Below are 17,764 nucleotides of genomic sequence, written 5' to 3' on the forward strand. Positions count from 1 at the left end.
CCGGTTACAAGGTGCCTTTGGAGGAGGGCAGGGTATTGCCCTCTTTCCGAAGTGCCTGGCGCAGGGTGCGACCGAGCGCCTTGAACAGCGCCTCCACCTTGTGGTGTTCGTTGTCGCCCGCCACCCGAAGATTGAGGGTGCAGGCCAGACCATCGGCAAAGCTGCGAAAGAAGTGAGGCACCATCTCGGTGGAGAGGCCACCCACCGCATCCCGCTTGAACTCGGCATCAAACACCAGGTAAGCGCGACCGGAGAGATCCAGCAGGCAGTGGGCCTCGGTTTCGTCCATCGGCAGGGAGAAGCCAAAACGACCGATGCCACGTTTATCCCCCAACGCCTGTCGAAGTGCAGCCCCGAATGCCAGTGCGGCGTCCTCAATGCTGTGGTGATCGTCGATGTCCAGATCGCCCGTCATGGTCAGAGAGAGGGCAAAGCCGCCGTGCGTGGCGATCTGGTCCAGCATATGGTCAAAAAAGCCGATTCCGGTGTCGATGGTGACCGGGCCGGTGCTGTCCAGGTCCACGGTCACCTGGATGTCGGTTTCTGAGGTGGTGCGGCGCAGCGTCGCGACTCGATTCTGGCCGGTTAATTGACGGGCGATCGCCTCCCAGTTGTTGCTGCTCGGATCATACTTGATGGCCCGCACCCCCATCGCCTGGGCCAGTTGGATATCGGTCTCCCGATCACCAATTACCCAGGAGCGTTCAAAGTCCACCTTGCCCTCCACCAGGTAGGGCTGAACCAAGCCCAGTTTGGGCTTGCGGCAGCTGCAGTTGTCCTGGTCGAAGTGGGGGCAGATCAGCACCTCATCGAAGCGGATCCCCTGGGATTCGAAGATCGCCATCATGGCGTTATGTGGCGCGTCAAAATCCGCCTTGGGGAAGCTGTCGGTGCCCAGCCCATCCTGGTTGGACACCATCACCAGTCGGTAGCCCGACTCCTGCAGTTGGCGCAGTACCGGAATCACCATCGGTTCCAGCTTCAGCTTATCCAGCCGGTCCAGCTGCTTGTCGATGGGCGGCTCCTCCACAAGAGTGCCGTCGCGGTCGATAAATAGAATGGGTTGCTTCATCACACCAGGTCCTTGTTGATCACGGGGGCGGTGTCCAGCGCGGCGTTCAGCGCCTGCTCGACCTGCTCAATTTCACTGTTGGCGCCGATGCTGATCCGCAGCCAGTCATCCAGCGACGGGTTGCGGTAGGCGCGAATAAACAGCCCCTGACGGGCCAACTGCTCGTAGCAGTAGCGGGCCTCGCTCAGCTCAAACAGCAGAAAGTTGGCCCGGGAGGGCAGCACCTGGCGCACACCGGGCAGCTCGCCCAGTCTCTGAGCCAGGCGCTCACGGCGGGCGTTGAGTTGGGCTACCTGGGTCTGCATCCGCTTTAGCCCCTCCGGCGAGAGCGCTTCCGCTGCCAGCTGCGCCACCGGCTCCGGTACCGGATAGGGCGCGATCACCTTCTCCAGAATGGCGATCACCGCCGGATTGGCCAGGGTAAAGCCGCAGCGGGCTCCCGCCAGTGCAAACGCTTTGGAGAGGGTGCGAAGCACCACCAGGTTCTCACACTTAGCTATCGCGGCGCTGACCGTCAGCTCCGGGCAGAACTCGATATAGGCTTCGTCCACCACCAGCAGGCTGTCCGGCAGCTGAGCGGCCAGGGCCACCAGGGTTTCTGGCGCAATCACCGTGCCGCTGGGGTTGTTGGGGTTGCAGACAAACACCAGTTTGCAGCCCTGCACCTGGGTGGCGAAGTCTTCCGGCAGCTGGTAGCCCTCCGCCCAGTTCAGGGTGCGACAAGCCACCGCATTGGTGGCCGCGCTGATGGCGTACATGCCATAGCTGGGGCCACAGGTGGCAACGCTGTCGATACCGGGGCGGCAGAAGGCGCGGATCAGCAGGTCGATCCCCTCATCGGCGCCGCGGGTGATCAATACCTGCTCCGGGCTGACCCCGGCGTATCCGGCGTAGGCACTGCGCACTGTGCCTGGCTGACAGTCGGGATAACGGTTGACGCCCACGACAGTACTGTTGTTCCAGGGGGACTCGTTGGCGTTCAGCCATACCGTGCCGCCGGAGGCCTCCCGACGGGCGGAGGCGTAAGGGGTAAGGGCCGCGATCTCAGGGCGAACCAGCCGATTGAACCGCTGTTCTGAGTTGCTCATGACTGGGTCTCCATCCGCAGTGTGACGGCGTTGGCGTGGGCTCTCAGCCCCTCGGCTTCCGCCAGAGTAGTGACCGCGTTGCTCAGGCCTGCCAGACCCTCGCGGCTGAGCTCCTGAACCGTAAAGCGGCGTTGAAAATCCGCCAAAGAGAGGCTGGATGCGGTGCGCGCGGCGCCGTAGGTGGGCAGCACGTGGTTGGTGCCGCTCGCGTAGTCGCCCACGGATTCCGGGGTCCAGGGGCCAAGGAAAATCGAACCGGCGGCCCGCAGCTGCGGCAGGAGATCCCTCGGGGCACGGGTTTGCACAATCAGGTGCTCCGGCGCATAGGCGTTGCTGATCTCACAGGCTTGCTCAAGGGTGGTGGCCAGGATCACCCGGCTTTCGGAGAGCGCCACCCGGGCGATGTCCGCGCGGGGAAGGGTGGCCAGTTGGCGAGTGACTGCGGCTTCCACGGCGTCAGCCAGCGCCGGGCAGTTGGTGACCAGCATCACCTGCGAATCTTCGCCATGCTCGGCCTGAGAGAGCAGGTCGGCGGCAACAAACTCCGGATTGGCGCTGTCGTCTGCAATCACCAGTACTTCAGAGGGCCCGGCGGGCATATCGATGGCGGTGCCCTGTTGGCTGACCTGGCGCTTGGCTTCAGTTACAAAGCGGTTTCCAGGACCAAAGATCTTGTCCACCCTGGGGACAGATTCGGTGCCGTAGGCCAGTGCGGCAACAGCCTGGGCACCCCCAATGGTATAAAGGCAATCCACTCCGCAGCGGGAGGCGGCGTAGAGAATGGCGTCGTTGACCGGTGGTGGTGTCACCATCACCTTCAGCGGACAGCCTGCAATACGGGCGGGCAGTGCCAGCATCAGCACGGTGCTGATCAGCGGTGCGGTGCCGCCGGGTACGTAGAGGCCAACCCGCTCAATCGCTTCACTGCGCAGCTCGCAGCGCACGCCTTGGGCCACGTCCAACGCCAGGGTTTGCGGCTGCTGTGCACTGTGAAACCGACCAATGTTATCAATCGCCTGGTCGATGGCCGATTTCAGACTCTGTTCCAGTCGAGCGCCAGCGGCAGCCATCTGCTCGGGACCCAGTTGCCACTCCTCCGCCATGGCGCCATCGAACTGTTCGGTGAGCGCAATCAGCCCCGCATCGCCCTGGCGTCGTACGGTTTCCAGTATGCGGCTGACCGCATCCGCCACCTGGTTGTCCTGAACCATCTCGGAGCGGGCCAGGACTCTGCACTGCTGCGCCTTATCCAGTTGTTGCCAGATTACCCTTTCCATCGTTTACCCCAGCATCTTCTCAATGGGCAGCACCAGAATGGAACTGGCACCAAGGGTTTTCAGTTCCTCCATGGTGTCCCAGAACAGGGTTTCGGAACTGACGGCGTGCAGCGCGACCCGGGAATCGTCCTCGGCCAGGGGCAGCACCGTGGGATTCTCAGCCCCGGGCAGCAGCGCGATCACTCGCTCCAACTCCGCCTTGGGAGCGTGCAGCATGATGTACTTGCTCTCTTTGGCCTGGATAACGCCGTTCACCCGAACCAGAAGCTTGTCCACCAGAGCCTGGCGCTCCTCGCTCAGCGGTTGCGGGGTCTGGATCAGCGTTGCCATTGAACGGAACACCACCTCGACCTCTTTCAGGCCGTTGGCTTCCAGAGTGGCACCGGTGGAGACCAGATCACAGATGGCATCGGCCAGTCCGGCGCGGGGAGCGACTTCCACCGAGCCCTTGAGCATGCAGCTTTTGAAGGGCACCGCTTTCTCATTGAGGTAGCGGCGCAGGAGGTTGGGGTAGGAGGTGGCGATGCGGCACTGGGCCAGGGAATCCGCAGCGGCGTAGGTAAAGTCTTCCGGCACCGCGAGGGAGAGACGACAGCCGCCAAAGTCGAGACGGCGGAGGGTCTGGAAGGCGGCTTCCTGCCCCCGGGCTTCCCGTTCAAGCCGCTCCTCCTCGAGGACGTTTTCACCGACGAAGCCCAGATCAACCACGCCGTCCATCACCAGGCCGGGAATGTCATCATCGCGAACCCGGAGGATGTCGATGGGCAGGTTTTCAACGTGGCTCATCAGGCGCTGGTCGCGCAGATTCAGCTTGAGACCACAGCGCTTGAGCAGAGTCTGGCTCTCGTCAGAGAGGCGACCGGATTTCTGAATGGCGATCCGCAGTCGCCCGGTGTTGGTGGATGGTGTAATTGGTTGTGTCATCTTATCAGTCCCAGTAAACGAAAAACCCCTGGCGCTCTGCCAGGGGTTTCGTCGTTGTTTGGACTTTCACCACCGGAGGCGCCGTAACGGCAACCTCCAGCGATATCGCCTTCGGCTACCGCTGTGTGTGATGATGATGATGCATAGCGTTCAGGCTAAAACGGTTCATTGATGTCCAAATCCGATAAATAGTTGACTGCTATTTACGCTAATGCAGCGATTTTTCATTTGCAAGACCGAATTTTGCTTTTTGCCGTTATGACTTATGACGTATGGTGGCGCCTGTTATGGCGGCTGCCAATCTGCCGCATCCAACCTGAACACTGCCGGGAGTCGTTGTGGCTGCAAGCCGTTTGCACAAAGAGGTGGCCCTTGCACTGGGTGAGGGGGGACTGCTGGGCAAGGGAGTCCCCGGCTTTCGTCCACGAGCCGTCCAGCAAACTCTGGCTCAGGCACTGACCGATACTCTGCAGAACCACACCATGCTGGTGGCGGAAGCGGGAACGGGGATCGGCAAAACCTTTGCCTATCTGGTTCCGGCACTGCTCAGCGGTAAGCGCACTCTGGTCAGTACCGGCAGTAAAAACCTCCAGGATCAGCTCTTTCTCAAGGATCTGCCCGCGCTGCTCAAACTGCTGGAGCGGCCACCCAAAGTCGCACTCCTGAAAGGCCGCAGCAACTACCTGTGTCATTACCACCTGAACCGGCGGCTGGCGGATCTGCCGGAAGATCCGACCCTGGTCGATGAACTGATGCGGATCCGCCACTGGGCCAACGGCACCGTCAGCGGCGATTTCGCTGAATTGACCTCCGTTCCTGAGGACTCTCTGGCGCTGGTGATGGCGGGCTCCACCAATGACAACTGCCTGGGCCGGAAATGCCCTGAGTTTGAACGCTGTGCGCTTAAAAAGGCACGAGATAAGGCAATGGAAGCGGACCTGGTGGTGGTCAATCACCATCTCTTCTTCGCCGATATGGCGCTTAAAGAGACCGGATTTGCCGAGATCCTGCCAAGTTGTGAGCTCTTTATCTTCGATGAGGCTCACCAGCTGCCCGACATCGCCCTCAACCATTTCGCCACCTCCGTCAGCAGTCGTCAGCTGCAGGATATTGCCCGGGAGATGTTACGCGCTTATGCGGGGCCACTCAGGGATTGCCGGCCGCTGCAGTCTGCCGCGTCCCGATTGCAGGCGGTGGTTGCTGATCTTTACGATCTTCTGGTTTCCGCCAGCACTCATGACTGGCGCCAACTGCGGGAGCAGGGTGCCGTTGCTGAGGCGATGGCGCGTCTGTCGGAAGCGCTCGCCTTTGCCCGTCGGATCCTGGAAAGCCAGTTGAGTCGTGATGAGGCTGCGGATCACGCCTTTGAGCGCGCCAGTCTGCTGGAGGCGAGGCTGGCCGCGTTTCTGACTCCGGCACAGGCTTCGCTGACGGTAGAGTGCCATCGTGGCCACTTTGTGTTGCGGTCCAGCCCGCTTTCCGTTGCCAGTGAGTGCCAGGGCTATTACCGCCAGTTCAAGGCGGGATGGCTGTTTACCTCGGCCACGTTGACGGTGGCGGATCGCTTTGACCATTTTATTGAGGCCCTGGGGCTGGAAACGCCTCAGGAACTCATTCTGGACAGCCCCTTTAACTACCCGGAACAGGCGTTGCTCTGCGTACCGCGATACCTGCCGGAGCCGGGCAGGGTGGAGGTGGCAGACAAGTTGGCGGAGATCGCCATCAAACTGTGCCAGGCCGCCCATGGTCGCACCTTCCTGCTGTTCACCAGTTACCAGATGATGCACCAGGTGGGTGAGCGTCTGGCTCGCCGTCTGGACCTGCCTTTGCTGGTGCAGGGGATGGGCTCCAAACGCACGCTTCTGAGCCGCTTTACCCAGTTGGGCAACGCCGTGTTGCTGGGCACCGCCAGTTTTTGGGAAGGGGTGGATGTACGGGGCAAGGCACTCAGTTGCGTGATGATCGATAAGCTGCCGTTTGCCTCACCGGATGATCCCCTGGTCAAGGCGCGCTCCGACGCGGTCAGGATGCGCAATGGCGATCCCTTTACCGAGGTGCTGGTGCCCGGTGCGGTGATTTCGCTGAAGCAGGGGGTGGGACGTCTGATCCGTGGGGAAACGGACCGGGGCGTACTGGTCATCGCCGATCCCAGGCTGGTCAGCCGCCCTTATGGCGCCATCTTTCTGGACAGTCTGCCACCGATGGCGCGCACCCGTGATCTTGAGCGCGCGCTTGCGATGCTGAAGCAGCTGTAATCGGGCGCCCAAAGCTGTGCTGGCAGGGGTCAGGGCGTCAGCATCAGAGAATCCAGTGCCCCCATCCCGCTGTGCACGCCACCCTCTGTGACCTGAGCTGATTTGCTGCGAATGAGGTAACCGGCATAGCCCTCATTGTCGAGGGCGGATTCCCCGTTGAAGTGGATCGTGAACATCCCGATTTCACTGATCAGATCGTCAATTCGGTGGATTTCGCCCTTACGGACGACATAGGCACTTTTCTCCCGAGCCGACGGATGCAGCCGTCGCATCAGGGTCCAGGCGGGATAGTCCTCTGGCCGCAGCTGTTTCAGCTTGGCTGGAATTGCCTCATCAAACACGCAGTGTCCACCGCCTTCCCCCTGGTTCTTCAATACCCAGTGGCCTGGTGGGCTGGTTTCAACACGCTCAAGGCTGAGCGCTGTAACCGGAGCCATCTCACCAAGCAGATGTTTGACGCTCTCCGCTTCGCTGAGTGACAGATCAAATCGGGTCAGCGCTTGCGCGTCGAAACCGGAGAGCAGCATCTGTACCCGCTTGCTGGTTGCCAACTGCTGACTCACAGTGGCGTTTACCGCAACGCGGTGTTGCTCAATGCGGATGCGGGTCTGCATCAGCGCTTCGCAGCAGGCCTGACCAATCAGATCCTTAGCGGCATAGTCACAGTACTGGTAACCGGAGCGCAGATAGACGCTGTCCACCGGACCGATCCCCTCAAGCAGCAGTCGATCCCCCGGGCCGGTGGTCAGCCCGTCATAGAGTTCTCTGAAAGTACGTCGTACGGTGCGCAGGCCACGCTGTTGCAACGCATACTCCAGCAGGTGCTGGTCGTAAACATTGTCCTCATGCTCCTGCACCACCATCAGGAAGGTTGCCAACCCCTCATCGTTAAATTCCTGCTTGATGCTGGTGGTGGCAGCGGCGATGCCGTCAGCAAGACGTTCCAAAGCCCGGTTTTCAATCAATGCGCCCGGTTCGCTCCCACTCCATTGCTCAAAGGGGACTGGCCACTGGGTTTTCAGGTGACGGTGGAGTTCATGAATGCGCTGGCCAAAAGGCCCCATTCCAGCAGCAATGCCATTGAACTCCACCAGTTTCGGACCCAGTTCGACGTCATCCATAAAGTCACTGCGCATAATAAGCAGAGGTCGACGAAGGGCGGGTTTCAGCCCATTGTGCAGTGCCTGATGCATCGCCAATAGCGCACTGAAAAACGCATCGCCCTCGGTAATGGGCGCGATTGCCTGATGCAGAAAATCATGATCTTCGGAGACGGCGTGGATCAATCGGCCAAGCAGGTGAACCGTTGAAGAAAGTTGCTCATAGCGGTCCCCCTGGATAGGAGTAGGGCTCAGGCTGAAGGCCGGATGGCGCGCGGAGTCTGATGTCACTTTCATGGCCATACCGTGGGCCAGTGCCCACTCGACCGCTTCGTTTTTGGCTTTATCGACATTTCGGTAGGCCATCTCGTTGCTCCTAAGTCGGGCACCCACGTCGCAGACCGGTGGTGCCATAATTCTATTATTGTCGAAATATAGTGTCCCAGACCGATTCTGACAATACATATTTCCAAACCCTTCGAAATGAAGCGGCCGGTTGTCAGCGTTACAGCACAAGGAGGTTACAGACCCCGCTTTCTGCTGTGCTATCATCCCGCCATCGCATTAGACCGCCTCAAAAAACCGGTTATCGGACGGGATACGACGCCGATGCCTGGGCGGCTGCCACTGAACCAAATCCGTTGCGGCGCACTGCAACGGTACAGGCCTGCTCAGGTCTGAGATGTAACAAGAGAGCCTTGATGAAGATCCTGATTATCGATACCGCCACTGAAAACTGCTCCGCCGCTCTGTATCTGGATGGCCAGATCAGCGATCAGGAGCAGGAGTCCCCTCGCGAGCACAGCCAGCGTCTGCTGCCGATGGTGGATACCCTGATGGCGGACGCAGGCATGACACTGAATCAACTGGATGCCATCGCCTTTGGCCGTGGTCCGGGCAGTTTTACCGGCATCCGGATTGGCACCGCCATGATGCAGGGTCTGGCGCTGGGCGCGGATCTGCCGGTACTCCCCATCTCCAACTTGGCTGCCATGGCTCAGGCCGCCATTGCCGAGGGTGCCAGTGAAGTCGTAGCCGCCATTGATGCCCGTATGGGAGAGGTCTACTTCGGCCACTTCCGCGCTGAAAATGGACTGGCTGTGCTGGTGGGAGAGGAGCAGGTGGTTGCACCGGAGCAGTTGTTGGCCCAATGGCAACTGGGTGACCAGGTGATTGCGGTCGGCACCGGTTTTGAAGCCTACCCGGAACTGGCCGCCGATGACCGAATCACTGTCGCTGAACATCTGCGCCTGCCCACTGCTAAACTGATGATTCCTCTCGCGGTTAGCGCGTTTGAACAGGGTCAGGCAATGCCGGTGGATGAGGTTGAGCCGGTGTACCTGCGTAACAACGTGGCCTGGAAGAAACTGCCGGGTCGCGAATAAACGAGGGTAGGGTATGCGTCCGGTCGGGATTGGGCTTCCGGGCCCACAGCACAGGGTTACTCCACCGGCCAGGCCGGTGGCGCCCACGGCTGCGGAAACCACCCCTGGTCCGGTTCTGGTGCAGCCTGCAGACCAGGCCGGCTGGGCGGATTGGCAGGCGGGCCGGGCGCAACTGCAACCCGATGGCGCTGACCACCCCGCGTTGTCTCTTTATCGTGATATTGCCCAGGGCGATCTGCGTCAGCAACTTCAGGCGATGGTCGGGGTTGACCTCTATGTATGACGCCTGTCTGGAGCCCGTTTGGCTAACCTGTTAAGGTCACTGCTGATTTTTTCTAAGGAAAGGAAATGATCATGACCAAGACACTTATCCCTATGGCCTTTCTGGCTGCGACCCTCTCTATCCCTGTTGCGGCTGAGTCGGCCCCGACCCTGACCGATCTGGCCGAGGGGAGTCACCGCAGCGAAGCCAATGTGGCGCGCAATCTCTATCGCCATCCCGTGGAAACCCTCGAGTTTTTCGGCCTGCATCCCCATATGCGAGTGATCGAGCTCTGGCCCGGCGGCGGCTGGTATTCCGAAATCCTGGCTCCCTACCTGAAGGGGCAGGGGAATTTTGTTGCCGCATCCTTTGACCTGAATCCTCCGGCAGAGGCGAATGCGCCCGCTTATCGGGCCCGCATCGGCAAGTCCTATCAGGAGAAGCTGGCGGCGGATCCCGACCTGTACGGTCAGGTCGAGGTGATCGCCTTTGACCCACCGCGCCAGTCCAGCCTCGGCATTGAAGCCACCGCCGATATGGTTCTGACCTTCCGCAATCTCCATAACTGGGCCAAAGATGGCCAGTTGGAAACCGTGTTTCGCAGTGCCTGGGAGGTGCTGACACCGGGCGGAGTGTTTGGTGTGGTGGAGCATCGCGGCAAGCCCGGACAGGATATCGCGAGTGGCTATATGGATGAGGCGGAAGTGATCGCACTGGCGGAGAAAGTGGGGTTCCGCCTGGCGGCTAAGAGTGAAATCAACGCCAACGCCAAAGACAGCAAAGACCACCCGAAAGGGGTGTGGACCCTGCCTCCCTCACTGCGCCTTGGTGAGCAGGATCGGGCGAAATACCTGGCCATTGGCGAGTCGGACCGTATGACGCTGAAGTTTTATAAGCCTGAAATTTAATCGCTTTAACATAAGTGCAACTGATCCAACCAGAGCCGAAGTGACACGGTTTTGTGAACTGGATCAGGACAGCGCAGGAGACCTATGGCAACCTTGCCCGCCGCCGAGGCGATAACCCTGAAACTGGATGATTTGACCCTGGCAGCACAGCGCTGGGGCGAGCCTGATGCGCCCTTGATTCTGGCGCTGCACGGCTGGCTCGATAACAGTGAAAGCTTTGCGCCCCTGGCTCCGGCACTGGTGGAGCAGGGTTACCAGGTACTGGCATTGGATTGGGCCGGGCATGGTTTGTCGGAGCATCGTCCTCCGGGTAACCACTACCCGTTCCTGGAGTACCTGTACGACCTGCACCGTGTGATGGCGATGCTGCCATCGCCCCCCTGCTGTCTGCTGGGGCACTCGATGGGCGGGATACTGGCGCAGCTGTATGCCGGACTCTATCCGGATGAAGTGCCTGCGCTGGTGGCCATCGAAGCGGTTGGGCCGCTGGTGTGCGAGACCGGCAAAGCCGCCGAGCGTTTGCGCTTTGGCTTTCTCAGTCGCCAGAAGCCGCAGGGGCCGATCCAGGGTTACGACAAGCTGGCGCCCCTGGTGGCGGCAAGAGCGCGCAGTGGCAGCTTTGACGAGCGCTTTGCCCGGATGCTGCTGTCCCGAAACCTGGAGTTTCGTGGTCGGCGCTGGTATTGGCGCTCCGATCCGCGCCTGCGGGAGCGGTCGGCGTGGATGATGACAGCATCCCAGGCCCAGGATTACCTGGCCGGATATCGACACTCTTCTCTGGTGGTGTTGGGGGAGCACGGCTACCCCCAGCTGAAATCCGCCCTGGAGGAGCGTCAGGATTGGTTTTTCGATGTTCGCATTGAGCGGATCCCAGGCGGGCATCATTGCCACATGGAGTCGGTGCCACAGATGGTCCAGACTCTGCTCAACTATATGTCACGGATACCTAACGGTTCCTGACCTGAATTTGGCTTTTTTAGGGGCAATGTGCCCCCAGTACCCCAAAGCAGTACTGTTCCACAAAGGAGAACAGCGTGGACAAACCCTGGCTGAACAGCTACCCCGCCGGCGTACCGGCAGAGATTAACCCGGATCAATACGGCAGCTTGCTGGATCTGTTTGAAGAGAGCTGCAGCACCTATCCGGATCAGGTGGCCTTTATCAATATGGGTGCCGTGCTCACCTATCGCCGTCTGGAAGAGCAGAGCCGGGCTTTTGCTGCCTACCTGCAGAACGAGCTGAAACTGACGGCGGGTGATCGCGTCGCCATCATGATGCCCAATCTGCTGCAATACCCGATTGCCCTGTTGGGGGTACTGCGTGCCGGTATGGTGGCGGTCAACGTGAACCCGCTCTACACGCCGCGGGAACTGAAGCATCAGCTGGTGGATTCCGGCGCCAAGGCGATCATCGCGGTCACCAACTTTGGCTCCAGCCTGCAGAAAGTGGTGCATGAGACTCCGGTAGAGCACGTGATCCTGACCAAGATTGGGGATCAACTCTCCGCGCCCAAGCGCACCCTGGTGAACTTTGTCGTCAAATACGTGAAGAAGATGGTACCGGCTTACCATCTGCCCGGTGCGGTTTCCATGCGCCGCGCATTGGCCAAAGGCCGCTTCCTGCAGTACGTCAAACCGAAAGTGGTGGCAGACGACATTGCATTCCTGCAATACACCGGTGGTACCACCGGCGTGGCCAAAGGGGCGATGCTGACTCACCGCTCCGTGGTGTCCAACATGCTGCAGTGCGATGCTTACTACGGCCCGTTGCTGGAGAACGGCAAAGAGATGGTGGTGACGCCACTGCCGCTCTACCACGTGTTTGCGAATACCGTGAACCTGCTGCTGTTCATTAAGAAGGGTGGTCAAAACCTGCTGATCACCAACCCTCGTGATCTGGATGCCTTTATCGGCGACCTGAAGAAGTACCCCTTCACGGCGCTGACCGGCGTGAACACCCTGTTCAATGCGATGCTGAACCACCCAGAGTTTGCCAACATCGATTTCAGCCAGTTCAAGCTGACCATCGGTGGCGGCATGGCGGTGCAGCGTGCAGTGGCAGAAAAATGGAAAGCGGCCACTGGCGTACCGCTGATCGAAGGCTATGGTTTGACCGAGTGCTCTCCGGTTGTGGCGGCTGGCCGCTACGATCAGACTGAGTACAGTGGCGCCATCGGTCTGCCTCTGCCCTCCACCGAGATGCGCGTTGTGGATGAAGAGGGCAACGTACTGCCCCAGGGTGAGGTTGGCGAACTGCAGGTATTCGGCCCTCAGGTCATGAAGGGCTACTGGCAGCGTCCGGAAGAGACCGCCAAGGTGATGGATGGCGAATGGTTGCTCACTGGAGACATCGGACGCATGGATGAAGAGGGCAACTTCTTCATTGTGGACCGTAAGAAAGATATGATTCTGGTCTCCGGCTTCAACGTATTCCCCAACGAGGTGGAAGACGTGGTTGCCCTTCATCCCAAGGTGTTGGAAGTGGCCGCAGTGGGTGTCCCCCACGAGGTCTCCGGTGAGCTCGTGAAGATCTTCGTGGTAGCGAAGGAGGCCGGCCTCAAGGAGCAGGACCTGATCGCCCACTGCCGTAAACACCTGACTGGTTATAAGGTGCCCAAGTTGGTGGAATTTAGGGACGAGCTGCCCAAAACCAACGTGGGCAAGATTTTGCGTCGCGAACTGCGCGACGAGGTAAAGGAGTCCAGTTGATGCAACCCATGCCCCAGTGGCAGTGGATCGACAATGACGATGACCTGGCGGCCTTGTGCCGCCAGTGTCGTCAGAAAGATGCGGTGGCGTTGGACACCGAGTTTGTTCGTACCCGTACCCTGCATGCCCAGCTGGGTTTGATCCAGCTGTATGACGGCGAAACCCTGGCGCTGATTGACCCTCTTGAGATCCGCGATCTTGGCCCTCTGTGGCAGCTGATTGCGGATCCCAACGTGGTCAAAGTACTGCATTCAGCCAGTGAAGACCTGGAGATCTTTGCCCATCGTGGCGGGGTGATCCCTCAACCCCTGTTTGATACTCAGGTGGCAGGTGTCCTGCTCAACCTGGGTGGCGCCATGGGATATGGCAAGCTGATTCATCACTACCTCGGTCTGGAGCTGGATAAGGGCGAAGCCCGCACCGACTGGCTCAAGCGTCCCCTGAGTGACAGCCAGTTGACCTACGCCGCGGCCGATGTGTTCTACCTGCTACAGGTCTATCGCCTGATGCATCCGGCCATCGAAGAGATGGGACGTTTGGATTGGTTGTGGCAGGAGGGTCAGCGCGCTTGTCGTGGCCGCCTCAAGCCGGATGATCCCAATAAAGCCTATCTTAAGGTGAAGAACGCCTGGCAGCTTAAGCCGGTGCAGCTGGCGGTTTTGAGATCCCTGGCCGCGTGGCGTCTGCAGATGGCAGAACAGAAGGATCTCGCCCTTAACTTCGTGGTTAAGGATACGGCGCTGCTTAACCTGGCCCGTCGTGCTCCGCGCTCAATGGCCTACCTGACCAAGATGGATTGCCTGCACGAGCGGGAGATCCAGCGTTACGGCAAAACTCTGCTGCGATTGATCGCGTCTGCGGACATCGACAATCCGCCAGAGCCGATCGACCCGATGGGATTGGACCCCAACTTCCGTGATGCCCTGGCAACGGCCCGCAAGGCTGTGCAGTCTGTGGCGGAAAAGGAGCAGGTGGCCCTGGAGCTGCTGGGTTCCAAGAAGTTGGTGCAGCAGTACGTGGAGTGGGTCTGGCGTGAGCGCTTCGGCCCTGAGCCGGACCTGTTGCAAGGCTGGCGCGGTGAGTTAGCCCGCGACACGCTGGAGCAGCTGTCATTACTGCCCTGAACCGTTTGAATAAAAGCCCGGCTTATGCCGGGCTTTTTTATGGCTGGACGTGCCTAAGCCGTTGTTGCCCGATAATGGTGCAGCGCTGCACCGAATGAATATCCTTACCGTGCCGGGGCTGGAAACGTGAGATTAAACGTGACATATTGTGGTGCAATTTAATTAAACGATTGTTTTAACGATACCAATAAAAAGTGACGACCACGTCACGGAGCAAGGAGGCTTTTGATGGAGAAGTTATGGCTGGGCAGCTACCCCAAGGATGTGCCGGAGGAGATCAATCCGGAGCAGTTTACCTCCTTGGTGTCGTTGCTGGAGGAGAGCGTTGCCAAGTTTGGCGACCGTGCTGCCTTCGTCAATATGGGCCAGTCTCTCACTTACCGTCGTCTGGATGAACTCAGCCGTGCCTTTGCCGCTTATCTGCAGCAGGACCTGGGCCTGAAGCAGGGCGACCGCGTAGCGCTGATGATGCCGAACCTGCTGCAGTATCCTGTGGCGCTGTTTGGCGTACTGCGCGCTGGCATGGTGGTGGTGAACGTCAATCCTCTCTATACGGCTCGTGAACTGAAACATCAGCTCAATGACTCCGGTGCGGAAGCGATCGTTATCGTCTCCAACTTTGCCCACACCCTGGAGCAGATCGTCGACGAAACGCCGGTAAAACACGTTATCCTGACCAGCCTGGGCGACCAGCTCTCCCTGCCGAAGCGCACCCTGGTTAACTTTGTGGTGAAGCACATCAAGAAGATGGTGCCCAAGTACCATCTGCCTCACGCCCGTTCCATGCGCAGTGCGCTGGCCAAGGGGCGTCATCTCCAATACGTCCGCCCGAATGTGAAGTCTGAAGACCTGGCGTTTCTTCAGTACACCGGCGGTACCACGGGCGTGGCCAAAGGCGCCATGCTGACCCACCGCAATCTGGTGGCCAATCTTGAGCAACTGTGTGGCTTTATTGGCCCCCTGCTGAATGAGGGCGAAGAAACCGTGGTGACGGCATTGCCGCTGTACCACATCTTTGCGCTGACCGCGAACTGCCTGCTGTTTATGAAACTCGGTGGCACCAACCTGCTGATCACCAACCCGCGGGATATGCCTCTGTTCGTTAAGACCCTGAAGAGCCAGCCCTTCACCGCGATTACCGGGGTGAATACCCTGTTTAACGGGCTGCTCAACACGGAAGGATTTGATGAGATCGACTTCTCCGGTCTGAAGGTGAGTCTGGGCGGTGGCATGGCGGTTCAGCGTGCTGTGGCAGAGCGTTGGCAGGCGGTAACCGGCACCCGTTTGCTGGAGGGCTATGGTCTGACTGAGTGCTCACCGGTGGCCAGTGTGGCGCCCTACACCGCGACGGGGTATGACGGCACCATCGGTTTGCCGCTGCCCTCCACCGAGATCCGCCTGGTGGACGAGGAGGGCTTTGAGGTTCCTCTGGGAGAGCGTGGCGAGCTGCAGGTAAAAGGTCCGCAGGTGATGAAGGGCTACTGGCAGCGTCCGGAAGCCAGTGCCGAAGTGCTTAAGGATGACTGGCTGGCAACCGGGGATATCGCGGTGTGCGATGAGCGGGGCTACTTCACCATCGTGGACCGGAAAAAGGACATGATTCTGGTTTCCGGCTTTAACGTGTTCCCCAACGAGATTGAAGACGTGGTGGCGATGCACGATAAGGTGGAAGAGGTGGCGGCGGTAGGGGTGCCCAACGAGGTATCCGGTGAAGTGGTGAAGATCTTCGTGGTGCGCAAAGATCCACGCTTAAGCGAAGAGGCGCTGATGGCGCACTGCCGCAAGCACCTGACCGGCTATAAGGTGCCCAAGCTGATTGAGTTCCGGGATGAACTGCCGAAAACCAATGTCGGCAAGATCCTGCGTCGTGCGCTCCGGGAGGAGCAGGCGGCCTAAAGCAAACAGAAAGGCCCGCGTTAGCGGGCCTTTTGTCTATTTGGGCGGCAGGGGAACATTCAGTTCCAATACCGCCAGATCCTCATCATGGTCGAGGGCGATCACGATGTCCTCGGTGGGCACGTACCGGCCCAGTACCGCCATCAACTCCCGTTGCAGCTCAGGCAGGTAGTCGGGGCCGTTGCGATGGAGGCGCTGGTGGGCGACGATCACCTTAAGGCGATCTTTGGCCATGCCGGCGCTCTCGTTGTCTTCGCCTTTACGGAAATACTCCAGAAATCCCATCTCAGCCCCCAAACAGCTTCTTAAGCCAGCCCTTCTTCTGCTCGGTGAAGCGCAGCGGCCGGGTTTCGCCAAGCAGTCGGGCGACGGTGTCCTGGTAGGCCTGACCGGCGTCCGATTCCTGGTCCAGAATCACCGGGTTACCGAAGTTGGACGCCTTCAGCACCGAAGGACACTCGGGAATCACGCCCAGCAGGGGGATCGCGAGGATCTCCTCAACGTCGGCCAGGCTCAGCATCTCGCCACTGGTAACGCGATTTGGGTTATAGCGGCTCACCAGGAGGTGCTCCTTTACGGGCTCAAGGGCCTGTTCGGCACGCAGAGAGCGGCTTTGCAGCATGCCCAGAATCCGGTCGGAATCGCGGACAGAGGAGATTTCCGGGTTGGTGGTGACGATCGCTTCGTCGGCAAAATAGAGCGCCATCATGGCGCCATGCTCAATGCCTGCCGGGCTGTCACACAGGATAAAGTCAAAGCGCTCTCTCAACTGCGCCAGAATCGCCTCAACACCCTCCCGGGTCAGCGCGTCTTTATCCCGGGTCTGAGAGGCGGGCAGAACGTAGAGGTTGGCACAGCGCTTATCTTTGATCAGCGCCTGATTCAGGGTGGCTTCGCCGTTGATCACATTGACGAAGTCATACACGACGCGGCGTTCACAGCCCATCACCAGATCGAGATTGCGCAGGCCAATATCGAAATCGAGGACGACGGTGCGGTGGCCGGCCAGGGCAAGGCCCATGCCGATGGCGGCGGAGGAGGTGGTTTTGCCCACTCCCCCCTTGCCGGAAGTGACGACGATGACTCGGGACATGAGTTCTCCTAGGGGCGTGACAGGGCGTGGCAGGTGAGTGCCGTGCCCTGTAACTGAACAAGAACCGCTTCGCCCCAGTGGGGGTGACTGGGCTCTACGGTTTGATAATGACCGGCCAGAGCAACAAGCTCTGGTTGGAAGTTGTGGCTGATCAGATAGGCGCTGCTGTCCCCGGTGGCGCCCGCAAAGGCGCGCCCCCGCATCGGGCCATAGACCTGGATATCGCCGTCTGCCATCAGTTCAGCACCGGCACTGACGGCACTCAGTACAATCAGGTCTCGCTCCTTGGCGTAGATCTGCTGACCGGAGCGCACCGGTTTGTCGATGATGAGCGGGGGCAGGCGGTGGTGGGCCTTCTGTGCCTTGTGCTCAAGGTTGGGCAGGTCCAGTTCGACCAGTTCGGATTTGTGAGTGGGCTGAGCGCGGCTGACCGCCATGGGCAGCAGCTGGTGGCGCCGCACCAGGGCGACCACCTCCGCCAGTGCCAATGTCGGGTCCAGACCCTCGATGTCGAGGATGACCGGCATTCGGGTAAACAGGGCGGGAGCGCGTTCAATATGTTGCGTCAGGGCAGCGTCCAACTGGGCCAGCGTACGGCCACAAAGACGGAGTGTGGACAGGGTAAAACTGCCACCTTTGAATTCGATGACGGGGGAATGCATGCACGCCTCA

At 59.9% G+C, this 17,764-nt stretch carries 16 protein-coding genes; 8 read left to right on the forward strand and 8 right to left on the reverse strand.

What is annotated here, in order from left to right; genetic code table 11:
• Window positions 1–4 precede the first annotated feature (4 nt).
• The 4 genes from hisB to hisG are packed head-to-tail and all read right to left on the reverse strand — an operon-like array spanning window position 5 to window position 4,361.
• Window positions 5–1,072, reverse strand: coding sequence for a bifunctional histidinol-phosphatase/imidazoleglycerol-phosphate dehydratase HisB (gene hisB, locus KUV52_RS12320; RefSeq protein ID WP_222526234.1), 1,068 nt, complete (start codon window positions 1,070–1,072; stop codon window positions 5–7).
• The gene (gene hisC, locus KUV52_RS12325) at window positions 1,072–2,160 is read right to left on the reverse strand and encodes a histidinol-phosphate transaminase (RefSeq protein WP_222526235.1); all 1,089 of its coding nucleotides are present in this window, start codon (window positions 2,158–2,160) and stop codon (window positions 1,072–1,074) included. The genes hisB and hisC overlap by 1 nt, the downstream gene beginning before the upstream one ends.
• Window positions 2,157–3,437, reverse strand: coding sequence for a histidinol dehydrogenase (gene hisD / locus KUV52_RS12330; protein WP_222526236.1), 1,281 nt, complete (start codon window positions 3,435–3,437; stop codon window positions 2,157–2,159). The genes hisC and hisD overlap by 4 nt, the downstream gene beginning before the upstream one ends.
• A 3-nt stretch (window positions 3,438–3,440) precedes the next feature.
• The gene (gene hisG, locus KUV52_RS12335; RefSeq protein WP_222526237.1) at window positions 3,441–4,361 is read right to left on the reverse strand and encodes an ATP phosphoribosyltransferase; all 921 of its coding nucleotides are present in this window, start codon (window positions 4,359–4,361) and stop codon (window positions 3,441–3,443) included.
• 338 nt (window positions 4,362–4,699) lie between these two features.
• Here hisG and KUV52_RS12340 point away from each other — a divergent pair, with 338 nt between their 5' ends.
• Window positions 4,700–6,616, forward strand: a complete 1,917-nt coding sequence (locus KUV52_RS12340) for an ATP-dependent DNA helicase (RefSeq protein WP_222526238.1) — start codon at window positions 4,700–4,702, stop codon at window positions 6,614–6,616.
• A gap of 29 nt (window positions 6,617–6,645) precedes the next feature.
• Here KUV52_RS12340 and KUV52_RS12345 read toward each other — a convergent pair whose 3' ends face one another.
• Window positions 6,646–8,082 (reverse strand): glutathione synthase, encoded by a 1,437-nt coding sequence (locus KUV52_RS12345; RefSeq protein WP_222526239.1) that lies wholly within the window; start codon window positions 8,080–8,082, stop codon window positions 6,646–6,648.
• Between the two features lie 335 nt (window positions 8,083–8,417).
• Here KUV52_RS12345 and tsaB point away from each other — a divergent pair, with 335 nt between their 5' ends.
• From tsaB to fadD (KUV52_RS12380), 7 genes are all read left to right on the forward strand, one after another.
• Window positions 8,418–9,101, forward strand: coding sequence for a tRNA (adenosine(37)-N6)-threonylcarbamoyltransferase complex dimerization subunit type 1 TsaB (gene tsaB / locus KUV52_RS12350; protein ID WP_222526240.1), 684 nt, complete (start codon window positions 8,418–8,420; stop codon window positions 9,099–9,101).
• A gap of 76 nt (window positions 9,102–9,177) precedes the next feature.
• Window positions 9,178–9,384 carry a hypothetical protein gene (locus KUV52_RS12355; RefSeq protein ID WP_222526241.1) on the forward strand — a complete coding sequence of 69 codons (207 nt, stop codon included), beginning with the start codon at window positions 9,178–9,180 and terminating at the stop codon, window positions 9,382–9,384.
• A gap of 71 nt (window positions 9,385–9,455) precedes the next feature.
• Entirely contained in the window at window positions 9,456–10,271 is an 816-nt protein-coding gene (locus KUV52_RS12360; protein ID WP_222526242.1) for a class I SAM-dependent methyltransferase, read from the forward strand.
• Window positions 10,272–10,355: 84 nt separating this feature from the next.
• Entirely contained in the window at window positions 10,356–11,231 is an 876-nt protein-coding gene (locus KUV52_RS12365) for an alpha/beta hydrolase (RefSeq protein WP_222526243.1), read from the forward strand.
• Between the two features lie 74 nt (window positions 11,232–11,305).
• Entirely contained in the window at window positions 11,306–12,979 is a 1,674-nt protein-coding gene (gene fadD, locus KUV52_RS12370) for a long-chain-fatty-acid--CoA ligase FadD (protein WP_222526244.1), read from the forward strand.
• Window positions 12,979–14,103, forward strand: a complete 1,125-nt coding sequence (rnd, locus tag KUV52_RS12375; protein WP_261389976.1) for a ribonuclease D — start codon at window positions 12,979–12,981, stop codon at window positions 14,101–14,103. The genes fadD (KUV52_RS12370) and rnd overlap by 1 nt, the downstream gene beginning before the upstream one ends.
• A gap of 228 nt (window positions 14,104–14,331) precedes the next feature.
• Window positions 14,332–15,999 (forward strand): long-chain-fatty-acid--CoA ligase FadD, encoded by a 1,668-nt coding sequence (gene fadD, locus KUV52_RS12380; RefSeq protein WP_222526245.1) that lies wholly within the window; start codon window positions 14,332–14,334, stop codon window positions 15,997–15,999.
• 36 nt (window positions 16,000–16,035) lie between these two features.
• On the opposite strand, the gene minE is transcribed toward fadD (KUV52_RS12380), so the two are convergent.
• From minE to minC, 3 genes are read right to left on the reverse strand one after another with little or no spacing between them, the layout of a single operon-like run.
• The gene (gene minE, locus KUV52_RS12385) at window positions 16,036–16,284 is read right to left on the reverse strand and encodes a cell division topological specificity factor MinE (RefSeq protein WP_222526246.1); all 249 of its coding nucleotides are present in this window, start codon (window positions 16,282–16,284) and stop codon (window positions 16,036–16,038) included.
• 1 nt (window position 16,285) lies between these two features.
• The gene (gene minD, locus KUV52_RS12390) at window positions 16,286–17,092 is read right to left on the reverse strand and encodes a septum site-determining protein MinD (RefSeq protein ID WP_222526247.1); all 807 of its coding nucleotides are present in this window, start codon (window positions 17,090–17,092) and stop codon (window positions 16,286–16,288) included.
• An 8-nt stretch (window positions 17,093–17,100) separates the two neighbouring features.
• A complete protein-coding gene (minC, locus tag KUV52_RS12395; RefSeq protein ID WP_222526248.1) occupies window positions 17,101–17,754 on the reverse strand; it encodes a septum site-determining protein MinC in 654 nt (217 codons plus the stop codon).
• Window positions 17,755–17,764: the final 10 nt, after the last annotated feature.

This window comes from Ferrimonas balearica (assembly GCF_019802055.1).
GTDB classification, from domain to species: domain Bacteria; phylum Pseudomonadota; class Gammaproteobacteria; order Enterobacterales; family Shewanellaceae; genus Ferrimonas; species Ferrimonas balearica_A.